This is a genomic window from Photorhabdus hainanensis, from assembly GCF_018448965.1.
GTDB lineage: Bacteria > Pseudomonadota > Gammaproteobacteria > Enterobacterales > Enterobacteriaceae > Photorhabdus > Photorhabdus akhurstii.
The window spans coordinates 311936-325049 of the sequence record NZ_RCWD01000001.1; the positions used below are offsets into that span (position 1 = coordinate 311936).

Consider the following 13114-nt stretch of genomic DNA (forward strand, 5'->3'; position numbering starts at 1 on the left):
TAAAAATCTTCTTTTTTATGTAAAAAAGGCATATTATAGGTTAAATATTGGTTAAATTGCTTCACCTTGGCGCCAAGCTTGGTTAAGTGTAGGCCAATAACCTTGGTTAGCTTCGAGCATTTCATCAAGAATCGCTTTGGCTTGTTGCATAGTAGGTACGGTACGATTCAGTGTGAAGGCTTGCAGCGCTTTCTCATAGCTACCTTCTAATGCGGCTTCCACTAACAACTGTTCTGAAGCCAGTTGTTGCGCTAGCAGCGCCTGATGAAACAGTGGTATGTTCCCTATACGTACCGGTTCAGGACCTTGAGCGGTAATGTAAGCGGGTATTTCCACCATTGCATCATAAGGTAAGTTAGCGATAGCGCCCCTATTCTCGGTAATCACCAAATGGCGCTGACGCAAATCAAAAGCCAGTGAACATGCTACGTCAACAATAAAAGCGCCGTGCACCCCGACATGGAAAGCGTCGGGTAAAATGCCTGTGCGTTTAAACTCAGCCGCAGCTTTAAACAATTTCTTTTCCCGACCATCCATCACTTCGTTGGCGCGGGTATAGTCAGGATTTTGGTGCTCAACAATGTGGTTTGGCATCAGATAGTATTGCAAATAGGGATTAGGCACATAATCAGGAAAATGGTCCATGATCGGCTTGATATTACGCCAGGTTTTAACCCATGATGGATCTGCATGTTGTGGATCTGTCTGTGCTGCATCAGCAGTCAGCAGGCCATGCTGAGCGATGTGACGGCGTAATTCAGGCAAATGATCTTTTCCGTTCACCCACACTTTGGTAAACCAGCCGAAATGGTTCAGACCAAAGTAATCGACGGTGATATCGTGACGATCCACATCTAAAATTGCTGCCATATTGCGCATGGCGGCCACTGGCATATCACAGATGTTGAGTACTCTCGCTTGCGGGCGTAGACGGCGTATTCCTTCTGCAACGATAGAGGCAGGGTTAGAGTAATTTACGATCCAAGCGTTGTCTGCATAACGCTCCACCAAATCGATCAGTTCCACCATTGGCATGATAGTACGCAGGCCGTAAGCTAATCCGCCAAGACCGCAGGTTTCCTGACCAATTACGCCGTGGCGTAAGGGGATCTTTTCGTCCTGTTCTCTCATTTTGTACTGACCAACGCGTATTTGAGCAAAGACAAAATGGGCGCCCCTAAAGGCTGTTTTTGCCTCGTTTGTCACGACAAAGCGAATCGTCTGGCTATGCTCGCGTATCACTTTTTCCACTACCGGCGCAATGGTGTCTTGCCGGTGAGTATCGATGTCATACAAACGAATTTCCGCTAGTGGGAAGTCGTCCAGCCGTACCATCAGGCTTTTTACGATACCTGGCGTATAGGTACTACCGCCGCCGGCGATAGCTAAAATAAAAGGGGCGCTAGCCATATTTATGCTCCTGTTAAAGTGCTTCTTCTACAGCTTCACGTATCTTTTTGACGTGCAGACCGTAAATTACCTGAATGTTATTTCCCTGACAGATGACACCTTTTGCGCCGGTCGATTTAAGCCTGTTTTCGTCAATGAGCGTGGTGTCATGTATCGTTACGCGCAGTCGGGTGTAGCAGTTGTCGATAGCGACAATATTCGCTGTACCGCCTAATCCGCAGATGATTTGTTGTCCTGGTTTGTCATCATCGGCAACTTGATACTGTTTCTTGCTATAGAGGCGTGTTTCTTGATCGTCGCTTTCTCGTCCAGGGGTTTTCAGGTCGTAATGTAAAATCAGGAAACGGAATGCGAAAAAATAAATCACCGACATGATTAGCCCTACGGCGATATACATTGGCCAGTTAGATTTTTCGGTGCCGAGCGGTAAGTTGTACAATATGAAGTCGATTATGCCATTAGCGCCGATAGCATGTACGCCGAGTAGATAGAACAGCATAAAACCTAAACCAGTTAACAGGGCATGAACGCCAAACAGTAGCGGAGCGACAAATAGGAAAGAAAATTCAAGAGGTTCGGTCACGCCTAACAAAAAAGTGGTCATAGCGGCAGGGATGAGAACAGCTTTTGCTGTACTTTTCTTTTCTGGGCGGGCAGTCACATACATCGCCAGCGCGGCGGCAGTCAGGCCAAACATCTTACTGATCCCTCGCGCATCCCATACCACGCTGTTACTGAGTTGATGTACAGTCGGGCAGGCCATCTCAGCGAAATAGATATTGCGTGCTCCTTGATGTACAGTGCCGCATACCTCTGCAACGCCTCCTAATTCGGTATACAAAAAGGGCATATAAACCAGATGATGTAAGCCTAATGGGATCAGAATGCGTTCCAGAAAGCCGTATATGGCGACGCCAAATGGCCCGGACTCATGAATACCGTGAGCAAGGGCGCCGATGCCCCGTTGTGCATAGGGCCAAATATCACTCATTAAGTAACCCGATATAACGGCCAGAGGGATCATCAGAATGGCGACAAAACAGTGCCCGGAATAAATTGCCATCACACCATTAAACTGTTTTGACGAATAGCGGTTATAGCAATAACCAGCCAATGCACCGATCAGTATCCCGGCAAAAGCGCCCATTTCCAACACTTGCACACCCAGAACCATGCCTTGGCCAACATTGCGCATTTGCGTTTCTGGCGCCAATTTTCCCTGTAATGCTAAAGTAACGTGCATAGCATTGATAAAAATGACGAAAGTGACCAGACCGATCAATGCGGCATAACCTTTATTGCGTTTTGCCAGCCCGATAGGGATTCCAACAGCAAAAATCAATGCCAGATTGCTCAATATTGAAACAGCGGATTGGGAGATCAATTTCCCAGATTGCTGAATTAACCAATGGTTTAAAAATGGAAGATATTCTGCAAGGTTGCCGTTTCCCAATACATTGCCAAAAGCAATAAATAGCCCGACGATAGGGAGAATTAGCACCGGGCCGTACAAAGACTTGCCAAGGTTTTGCAACGCATTAACCATCCTTTTCATTAAACTTCTGTTCCTTGCTAGAAATATTATTTGATTACAAAAACTAAAGATACAGATTAAGAATAACAGCTCAGGAAGATAAAATGACACTTATCTAATTGTTTTAAATAACAAATGACTGAAAAAGTAACATGTAACTTTTAAACGTGTGAGTACACTCGCAAATCAATTTTTGTTACAAAGGATTGGCAGAAGAGGACAATAATGAGTCATAATGCCCGGGGTTTAGGTAGTAAATAGCATCATTGTGGTGACATGGCTGAAATCTGGTGGTGATTTGGAAGGCTGAATGTTGTATCTCGCTGATATACCAAATCATTCTACATAGGGGATCATCTACTAGTGTTACCAGTTTGTTAAATTTACTGTCGGCCGGGTTTTCTCCGGCAAGATAGAGAGATTGAATGTTTATCGGAAGCCGACAAACATCGCTGCATCAACATCCTTCCTTAGTGATTTGAACCAGAAATTAATCGACTGATACGTCCTTTTGTTAAAATGGTTATTGAACTTATTGCAGTGATTTTTGTTGGTAATTCTAGCCGAAAAGCCTTATTTGGTGGGAATCGGTTAATTGAATCACTATTTTTCTTTTAACCTGGTAATGGTAAGAATAGGGGGAATTACCGGAGAGCAGACATTGAATATCTATCCGTTACGCAGCTTGAACATAGATCAAGTACAGAAACAGGAGTTTTATGCAGTCATCTGCCGCCATTCCGGCGCAGGTTTATTTACTATGGGGGATTTAGGGTTGGTTCTGGGTCTCAATCAGTTACAGATAACGCAGTGTGTTACATGCGTTAAAACAAAGAATATTTGGGATAGACCATAATGGGTCAACGAAGACATCTGACGCAATACGAAGTGGAAAGAATACTGGAAGTGGCGAAAAAGAGTCCTAATGGGGCGCGCGACTATTGTCTGGTATACATGAGCTTTGTTCATGGCTTACGTGTTAGTGAAGCCAGATATCTACGGTTATCTGATCTGGATTTGGATGATGGCAGTTTGTATATCCGGCGTTTAAAAGGCGGATTTTCTACTATTCATCCTCTTTTGGGTTATGAAATCCAGGCGATCAAAGAGTGGCTAAAAGTCCGTAAAACCTTCCGAGGGGCAGAAAGTGATTGGTTGTTTCTGTCACGTAGCGGAAACCCACTGACTCGCCAGCGCGTTTATCAACTTATTAACCAATTTGGACGATTGGCTAAGATTTCCATAGATTCGCATCCGCACATGTTGCGGCATGCCTGTGGTTTTGCGCTTGCGGATAGAGGGATAGATACTCGGTTGATACAAGATTATCTTGGGCACAGTAATATTCGCCATACTGTGCGATATACCGCCAGTAATGCGGAGCGTTTCCACGGTGTTTGGGGTGTAAAAAGGAATCGGCAACGAGAATTGCACTTTGATTACGTCCCGCAGGAAAATGCTTGTTCAACTGAATAAGCGATTCTGATGTATGCGCCTTAACAGGCGCATACATAAAGGCCACCTTAAAATGTGTAACTTTTAATATTTTTATACAGATAGTTCTACCATCGCAGTAGTACCCCAAAACAAAACTCCTTTTTTCCTGTTGATTGGCAGCCAATGATTTTGGTAGGAAAAATGTGAGTAATCTCAAAAAATTGCGATTTTATTTCACATAAGTATTGAATGAGAATTGGTCATGTTTCAAACTCGTTGAAACGTTTCAGTTTTTTATCTCTTTTTCTTTTTATGGACTTAATGCTTTTTTCTCTGCGCAAACTGAAACGATTCTATTTTTGGTAATAGGGAGAAAATTATGTTCCAGTTGGCTCTGCAAAATATCCATACTGGCGCAATCGCAACCAGTAAAGAGGATGCTATTCGTCAGGTAGCGGCTATGCTAGCCGCTAATGGTAATGTCAGCGATGCCTATGTTGACGGCATGTTGCAACGTGAAAATCAAATTTCTACCTACCTTGGCAACGGTATCGCCATTCCACATGGCACGCTAGATACTCGCGATCTGGTCATGAAAACCGATGTACAGGTATTTCACTTTTCACAGGGTGTTGAATGGGATCAAGGGGCGATGTGTTATGTGGTTATTGGTATCGCCGCACGTTCCGATGAACATTTGGCACTACTGCGTCAGTTAACGCACCTACTGAGCGATGATCGTATTGCCGGGCAGCTAAAAACAATTGAGTCAGCACAGGCGCTGCATAGATTGCTAATGGGCGAAGTTCAGCAGCCTGAGTTTAAATTCGATACCAGCCTGATTACGCTAGATGTTAACGCCCGCGATTTGATGACGCTACAGGCATTAAATGCTGGGCGGTTACAGCAAGTGGGGGCGGTGGATACGACTTTTGTCAGCAAAGTGATTAACAGTAAGCCATTGGATCTTGGGCAGGGCATTTGGTTAAGCGATAGTCCCGACGGTAATTTAACCAGCGCTGTGGCAGTGAGCCGATTGTTCACGCGGGACAATGAACCGGTGGTGATGTTATTGACCGTTGCGGTTGCCGACGACCAGCCGCTAAACGTGTTACATCGCTTGGGTAACTTGTTATTAGCACAAAAAGCGGAATGTTTGCTGAAAGCTGATGCGCCGACAGTGCTGGCATTACTGACCAGTGGCGCACAGGCGCGGAGCGCGATATCCAGCGGAGAATTTGCCCTGTGCAACGAACATGGCTTACATACTCGCCCTGGCGCCGTGTTGGTTAATGTTATCCGGCAATTTTCCAGTGAAATTACTATCATCAATCTTGATGGCGCCGGTCAACCGGTAAACGGCCGCAGTTTGATGAAAATCATGGCATTGGGCGCTAAAAAAGGGCATCGGCTTCATATTACCGCTAATGGCGATGATGCGCAGCAGGCGATAGCTGCCATTGGTGAAGCGATTATTTCTGGTTTGGGGGAAGGGCCGTGTAAGTAAAAATCCCCAGTTGGCTGTGAAAATGGCGCGCGTCGATCTACAACCCTTTTAGCTAATAGCAGGAGAAGCATGATGAAAACATTGCTTATCATTGATCCTTTACTCGGACTTGCCGGAAGTTATCTGGTGAAAACAATTCTCAGTGCCTCTGCGGAGGAAAACGGACTGATACTAACAGAAGATCCAGCCGAAGCCGATTTGGTGGTCGTGACCGGCAATTGCTTTCCCACCGATAACGCACTGAACGGTAAGCTTGTTTATCTCGGCGATACGGAACAGGCATTGCATGCGCCGAAAGATTTCTTTCAGCAGGCAAAAACCAATGCACAACCGTACCAGATACCGGCAACTGACAGCGGTGGTGATACAAAACGCATTGTCGCGGTTACTGCCTGTCCTACTGGTGTGGCACATACCTTTATGGCCGCGGAAGCTATTGAAATCGAAGCCAAAAAGCGCGGCTGGTGGGTAAAGGTGGAAACCCGCGGTTCGGTAGGGGCAGGCAATGTTATTACACCGGAAGAGGTGGCAAAAGCGGATCTGGTGCTTATCGTTGCGGATATTGATGTAGATTTGGCGAAATTCGCAGGAAAACCTATGTACCGTACCTCTACCGGGCTGGCATTGAAGAAAACAGCGCAGGAGTTTGATAAAGCTTTGGTCGAAGCTAAACCTTTCCAGCCGACAGGGCAGAATAGTATTAAACAGAATAGTATTAAAACTGGGCAAGGAGAAGAGAATAACGGCATCTATCGTCACCTGTTGACCGGCGTCTCTTATATGTTGCCGATGGTGGTGGCGGGTGGTCTGTGTATCGCGCTCTCATTTGCTTTTGGCATCACTGCATTTAAAGAGCCGGGTACATTGGCAGCCGCGCTGATGCAAATCGGGGGTGGTTCAGCTTTTGCTCTGATGGTCCCCGTACTGGCAGGCTACATTGCTTTCTCGATCGCTGATCGCCCCGGTCTGACGCCTGGTTTGATTGGCGGCATGCTGGCAACTAGCACGAACGCAGGATTTATTGGCGGTATTATTGCGGGTTTCCTCGCCGGTTACGTAGCGAAATTTCTCAGTACCAAGGTGAAATTACCGCAGAGTATGGCAGCGTTGAAACCGATTTTGATCATTCCGCTATTTGCCAGCCTGATCACCGGTCTGATTATGATTTATGTTATTGGTAAACCCGTCGCCGGTATCATGGCGGGGCTAACGCACTGGCTTGCTAATATGGGGACAGCCAACGCGCTCCTGTTAGGGGCCATTTTGGGTGGGATGATGTGTGCTGATATGGGGGGAGCGATAAACAAAGCGGCCTATGCGTTTGGTGTCGGTTTGCTTAGCTCGCAAACCTATGCGCCAATGGCTGCCATTATGGCCGCGGGGATGGTTCCACCGCTGGCAATGGGGGTGGCGACCCTGATTGCCCGGCAGAAGTTCGATAACGTTCAGCGGGAAAGTGGTAAAGCCGCATTGGTGCTGGGCCTGTGTTTTATTTCCGAAGGCGCGATTCCTTTTGCTGTCCGCGATCCGATGCGTGTGCTCCCATGTTGTATCGTTGGCGGTGCAGTGACGGGAGCGATCTCTATGGCAGTGAGTGCGCAGTTGATGGCGCCGCATGGTGGCTTGTTTGTACTGTTGATCCCAGGAGCCATCACACCAATATTGGGTTATTTGATGTCGATTATTGTCGGTACCCTGTTGGCAGGATTGATCTATGCACTGCTTAAGCGCCCAGAAACGACCACAACTAAAGCATAAAAAACAGAAATTATTAGTTATTGAATTAAACTCATTGAAATTACAGGAAATTATCTACTTATTCGTGACCTCATTCGCATTTTTGCTATTTTTCGATTGTTATTTGCCTGCTTAAATTAGATATAAATACATTCAAAAAAATGAAGAATTATTATGAGTCGCGGTCTGCTAAAAAAAGAGGGGGTTGCTCAGGCGTGTCTGGCGCGTTATCTGCTAGGTGAGCATTGCGGTAATCGGTTGAAGACGATTGAAGAGCTGTCATCTGACTATGGGTTATCTGTTGGGCTAGTTCAGTTTGCATTAAAAAAACTGGAGAGTTCTGGCGCGGTTTACGTGGAACGGCGGGGGCGCAATGGCAGCTATTTGGTTAGTGTGGATCACAAAGCGCTATTAGCCCATGCTGACATTAGTAACGTGGTTTGTGCGATGCCGCTGCCTTATACCCGATTGTATGAAGGATTGGCGAGCGGCTTGAAAGCGCAATTTGAGGGCATTCCGTTTTACTTCGCCCATATGAGAGGTTCAGATGCCAGAATGGAATGCTTGCGTAGCGGTATTTATGACTTGGCGGTGGTATCACATTTGGCGGCGCAGACTTATCTGGAGCAGGGTGATGTCCGCGTTGTACTTGAATTGGGGCCACAGACCTATGTTGGCGCACACCAACTGATTTATCGCAAAGGAGGTGAGCATAATATTCGTCGTGTTGGGTTGGATCATCGTTCTGCCGACCAAAAGATCATGACTGAGGTGTACTTTGCCGGGCAGGATATCACGTTGGTGGATATCTCTTACCACGAGAGCCTGTATAAAGTGGCGAAAGGTGACATTGACGCGGTGATCTGGAACGTTAGCAGAGAAATTGAACTTAGCTCTAGGGAGCTTATCGCAGTACCGCTCCGTGGAAGCGCATGTTTTACCCAGGCTTCTGAAGCGGTGGTTTTAACCAGAGCTGATGACATTTTGATTCAACAACTTTTACGTACTATGGTGAATAAAACAGAGTTGCTGGCTCATCAACAACGTGTACTGGCAGGCCAGCAGGACCCAAGTTATTAATTTGGCATGGGGTGGAGGTTCACGAAATGGAAAATCGACTGAATCTACTCTGTCAGGGAAATGTCATTGATAAGGATATCTATGATGGCATGCTACAGGTTGTGGCGCAGCTTGAAAATGATTGGAAAATTCCGGTCAGGAATGCGCTAGGGGAAATAGCAATAACACATATGGCTAATGCGTTGATGCGCTCACGCCGGGGAGAACAAATCAGTTCAATGGATATTGAGCTGTTGATGGAAGTGCGTCAATCGAGTGTCTTTTCTCATTTGCAAGAGATTAACGCTTCGCTATTGGCACATTTTGACGTGCAATTACATCCCTGTGAGGAGGGGTACCTTCTGGTAAATTTGTTTAGCCTTTGGGCGGCGAAGGGGCAGTGACAACTCCAACAGAGATGAGGGAAATTTTTTTTTCCATCAAATATTCAAAAAAATGATGATTTAACATCTAGGTTCTTATAGTGGCATTGATCGCCGAAGAAGTACAGGAGGTACAGCATGTTTATGCATGCGCTGAACAGACAAAATCCGGCATTGATTGAGGCAGCCCAGATGTTATGGGCGCAAGGAGCCTTACTACCAGATACTTATGTTATTGACGTTGATCAGGTTTTAGATAATGCCAGACGATTGCTTGCGGTAGCGGAGCATCATGGTATCGCTCTCTACCTGATGACCAAACAGGTTGGTCGTAACGCCTGGTTGGCGCGTAAGCTGCTAGAACTGGGTTATCAGGGCGTTACCGCGGTGGATTTTAAAGAAGCCAGAGTCTTGATGAACGGGAAGATCCCGGTGACTCATGTAGGCCATCTGGTACAGATCCCTCGCAATATGCTCTCTTCAGTGATGCAACAACATCCGGAGGTGATCACAGTATTTTCGTTAGAAAAAGCGGAGGAAATTTCCAGTCTGGCTCAACGTGAGGGAAATGTGCAACGTATTATGCTGAAAGTCTATGATGATCATGATCATTTATATCCTGGTCAGGAAGCGGGTTTTCATTTATCGGAATTGAGCGCCGTCGTTCAGCGCATTATGGCGATGCCCGGTGTAAAACTGACAGGGTTGACACATTTTCCTTGCTTGTTGTGGCAAGACGTCCAGAAGCAGACACTGCCGGCGCCGAACTTATTTACTTTACTGAAAGCAAAAGACATTTTACGACAGGCAGGGGTTGAAGCGACGCAGATAAATGCGCCGTCGGCGTCAAGTTGTAGCACACTGCCGTTACTGGCAAAGTATGGTGTTACCCATACCGAGCCGGGACATGCGCTAACAGGAACAATCCTTGCCAATTATCGGGGAGAACAGCCAGAACGCATTGCTATGCTCTATCTGACAGAAATATCTCACCGATTTAACGGCAACAGCTACTGTTATGGCGGCGGTTATTATCGTCGTGGACGGGCGCATAAGGCACTGATATTCCTGCCAAACGGTCAGATCACCTCCACTCGCCTGTTACCGATGGATGACGCCAGTATTGATTACCATTTCCCCCTGAGCGGTGAATTTCCGGTCGGTTGTGCTGTTATGTTGTGCTTTCGCACCCAGATATTTGCTACTCGCAGTGATGTGGCGTTGGTTAGCGGTATCCAGTCAGGACACCCGGTATTGGAAGGGCTTTATGACAGCCAGGGAAACCCTATTCTGATTAATGGAGAAAAAATGACCTGTGAATAGATGCACTTCCATCCTCTTCACCTTTATCCTTTTCACCTTCATCTTCTTTATTTTCGGACCGCCTTACTTATGACTCAGCAAAACAGAATTGACGCATCTGGCTATACCTATGCGCATGAGCACCTGCATCTCGATTTATCATCATTTAAAAACAATATTGACTGCCGACTGGATCAGTACGACCTGATTTGTGAAGAGATGAAAACACTGGTCAGCTTGGGTGTACACAATATTGTGGAGATGACCAATCGTTACATGGGACGTAACCCACAGTTTATGCTGGATCTGATGCGGGACTCCGGCATTAATGTAATAGTTTCTACTGGCTATTACCAATCTGCCTTTTTTCCTGAGCATGTAGCACATACCACCGCTCGACAACTGGCGGATGAAATGATCACTGAGATTGAACAGGGTATCGATGGTACAACGTTGAAAGCTGGAGTAATTGGGGAAATTGGTTCCAGCAAAGGAGTAATTACGCCTGATGAAGAGAAAGTATTCCATGCTGCGGCTATAGCCCATCTGGAAACTGGGCGGCCTGTTTCGACGCATACGACATTAAGCACGATGGGTCTTGAGCAACTGAACTTATTGAAAAAGCACGGTGTAGATGTTGAACGAGTGGTTATTGGTCACTGTGATCTTAAAGATAATCTGGACAATATTTTGCGCATCATTGAGCAGGGGGCCTACATCCAGTTCGACACGATTGGCAAAAACGATTACTACCCGGATGAAAAGCGGATCACCATGTTAAAGATCTTGGCCCAACGCGGCTTACTTAGCCGCGTCATGTTATCGATGGATATTACCCGTCGTTCTCACTTAAGAGCTAATGGCGGCAATGGTTTTGCCTACTTAATCACCACCTTTGTGCCAATGTTAAAAGAGGCTGGATTAACGCAAACCGATATTGATTTGATGTTACGTGATAACCCAACGCTATTTTTCAACTAAAGGAAAAACATATGAGATTTGTTATTGGAGGACAAATTGAGAAAGAAAAAATTGCTGAAACTTTACGCCGTCTGGCGGGGGATAAAGTCTCATCCATTACCGTGATGGGCGACATAGATGCCGCTATAGCGCTTAAGAGTGGTAATGCGGATTACTATTTGGGGGCTTGTAATACAGGTGGGGGTGCTTTGGCAATGGTAATTGCTATTGTTGGTATTGATAAATGCGCGACCATCAGTATGCCAGGCAAGATCCTGCCTGATGAAGAAATTATCGCCCATGTTAACGCAGGGAAAATCGCATTTGGTTTTACTGGTCAGGATATAGACACAGTTATTCCAGTTGTTATCGGGGCTATTTTTTCTTCATGAGGACAGGAAAATGGAATATGAATTTTTCATCCGTTTAATGGAAATTGATCCATTTAAGGCCGGTTTGTTAGCGGTGATCGGTGGAATATCTGCCATGATGGCTAACTGTGGTATTGCGGTATTTCATGATGGGCTACGTCCTTTAATGCCGGAACATCTGGAAGGGCGTATGAATCGTAAGACCCTAGCGGCCACCAGTTTTGCCCTAAGTTTTGGTCTGGTTATCGGCTTTGGTATTCCGTTCTCGCTGACCGCCCCGATTATTTTGGTGCATAGTTTATTATTGGGAACCGATGTTATTGGTACCTGGTGTGCAAACAGTAAAAAAGGTTTCATACTTTCCGCTATCTTGGGGGCGCTATATGCCGTTGCCCTGATGACCGGTTTACGATCTGTTGTCGATATCTTTGCCCATTTGCCGGTTAATTTCATGGGCAACCTGAGTAAAGTCGGCGATCCTATCGTGGCCTGCTTTGCACTGTTTCCTGCGATTGTGGTGGCCTATCAATATGGATATGGCAAAGGAATATGGGTGCTGATTGCGACATTGGTGGGGTATATCGCGACGAAAGCCGTAGGATCATTGAGTTTTGGCGGCGCCCTGAGCAAACCGGTGCAATTGGACCCTAACGGGATGGCCCTACTGATTTCGATGATAGTAATGTTCTATTTTGCTATGAAACAGCGTGCACCCAAAGCTGGCGAGGGATCTACTTCGGCCAAGGGCGCGAATGAGATGCTGGTTGGATTATTTTCCACGCGGATACAGCGTATTCAAAATAACATCTGGTTGCTGGTATTCAGTGGAGGATTGACCGCTGTAGCGGCTTCGATGTCGCTTAATCTACTGGCGGAAGGGCCGGTATCACTGCAACTGATGGCGCAGGGGGAAGGGGCTAACGCTATGCTGGTGGCGCTTGCCAGAGCGATCAGCTTTGTGCCGTTGGTTGGTATGACCGCCATTGCTACAGGGGTTTATAGCCCGGTCGGCATGAAATTTGTATTTGTCGCGGGATTAGTTACCAATAATCTGTGGATTGCCTTCATTGCTGGCAGTGTGATTATGTTTATGGAAATCAAACTACTGGCAAGAATTGCTATCTGGTTGGATAAATATCCTGGCGTTAAAGCTTGTGGTGAACATATTCGTACCGTTATTACTCGCATGTTGGAAGTTGCCCTATTGGTGGGGGGAATGATGGCTTCCAATGCCATTTTGCCGGGCATGGGCTTCATGGTGGTGGCGGGCATTTATTTACTCAACCGCACGGCTAAACGTCCTTTGGTTGAAATGGCGATTGGGCCTATTGCAACGATTGTGGTTGGTGTACTGGCCAACGTCATTTATCTGGTGGGAATCAGTTAATTGCGTAAATTTTCCCCTTTATTTTGT

12 protein-coding genes are annotated in these 13114 nt (G+C 46.2%); 10 read left to right on the plus strand and 2 right to left on the minus strand.

The window, feature by feature from the left end; all coding sequences use genetic code 11:
* Positions 1 to 51 precede the first annotated feature (51 nt).
* Together EAE92_RS01415 and EAE92_RS01420 are read right to left on the minus strand one after the other, a co-directional pair.
* A complete protein-coding gene (locus tag EAE92_RS01415; protein ID WP_214066775.1) occupies positions 52 to 1410 on the minus strand; it encodes a 6-phospho-alpha-glucosidase in 1359 nt (452 codons plus the stop codon).
* A gap of 13 nt (positions 1411 to 1423) precedes the next feature.
* Positions 1424 to 2965: a PTS transporter subunit EIIC gene (locus EAE92_RS01420; RefSeq protein ID WP_214066776.1), complete on the minus strand. Its 1542-nt coding sequence runs from the start codon at positions 2963 to 2965 to the stop codon at positions 1424 to 1426.
* A 574-nt stretch (positions 2966 to 3539) separates the two neighbouring features.
* On the opposite strand from EAE92_RS01420, the gene EAE92_RS01425 reads away from it, so the two are divergent.
* The 10 genes from EAE92_RS01425 to EAE92_RS01470 all read left to right on the plus strand — a co-directional run bounded on the left by EAE92_RS01425 (position 3540) and on the right by EAE92_RS01470 (position 13087).
* A complete protein-coding gene (locus EAE92_RS01425; protein WP_214066777.1) occupies positions 3540 to 3800 on the plus strand; it encodes a hypothetical protein in 261 nt (86 codons plus the stop codon).
* Complete coding sequence (locus EAE92_RS01430; protein ID WP_052739380.1) at positions 3800 to 4420, plus strand: tyrosine-type DNA invertase; 621 nt, start codon at positions 3800 to 3802, stop codon at positions 4418 to 4420. Before EAE92_RS01425 ends, EAE92_RS01430 begins: the two co-directional genes overlap by 1 nt.
* Positions 4421 to 4760: 340 nt before the next feature.
* Positions 4761 to 5888, plus strand: coding sequence for a fused PTS fructose transporter subunit IIA/HPr protein (gene fruB, locus EAE92_RS01435; RefSeq protein ID WP_214066778.1), 1128 nt, complete (start codon positions 4761 to 4763; stop codon positions 5886 to 5888).
* Positions 5889 to 5960: 72 nt separating this feature from the next.
* Complete coding sequence (gene fruA / locus EAE92_RS01440) at positions 5961 to 7646, plus strand: PTS fructose transporter subunit IIBC (RefSeq protein ID WP_214066810.1); 1686 nt, start codon at positions 5961 to 5963, stop codon at positions 7644 to 7646.
* A 153-nt stretch (positions 7647 to 7799) separates the two neighbouring features.
* Entirely contained in the window at positions 7800 to 8705 is a 906-nt protein-coding gene (gene yhfZ, locus EAE92_RS01445; RefSeq protein ID WP_214066779.1) for a GntR family transcriptional regulator YhfZ, read from the plus strand.
* A gap of 26 nt (positions 8706 to 8731) precedes the next feature.
* Complete coding sequence (locus EAE92_RS01450) at positions 8732 to 9088, plus strand: PRD domain-containing protein (RefSeq protein ID WP_214066780.1); 357 nt, start codon at positions 8732 to 8734, stop codon at positions 9086 to 9088.
* A 117-nt stretch (positions 9089 to 9205) separates the two neighbouring features.
* The gene (locus tag EAE92_RS01455) at positions 9206 to 10390 is read left to right on the plus strand and encodes a YhfX family PLP-dependent enzyme (protein ID WP_214066781.1); all 1185 of its coding nucleotides are present in this window, start codon (positions 9206 to 9208) and stop codon (positions 10388 to 10390) included.
* A 69-nt stretch (positions 10391 to 10459) separates the two neighbouring features.
* Positions 10460 to 11350: a phosphotriesterase-related protein gene (locus EAE92_RS01460; RefSeq protein ID WP_214066782.1), complete on the plus strand. Its 891-nt coding sequence runs from the start codon at positions 10460 to 10462 to the stop codon at positions 11348 to 11350.
* Between the two features lie 11 nt (positions 11351 to 11361).
* Positions 11362 to 11721 carry a DUF2620 domain-containing protein gene (locus EAE92_RS01465; RefSeq protein ID WP_214066783.1) on the plus strand — a complete coding sequence of 120 codons (360 nt, stop codon included), beginning with the start codon at positions 11362 to 11364 and terminating at the stop codon, positions 11719 to 11721.
* A 10-nt stretch (positions 11722 to 11731) separates the two neighbouring features.
* Complete coding sequence (locus EAE92_RS01470) at positions 11732 to 13087, plus strand: YhfT family protein (protein ID WP_214066784.1); 1356 nt, start codon at positions 11732 to 11734, stop codon at positions 13085 to 13087.
* Positions 13088 to 13114 lie beyond the last annotated feature (27 nt).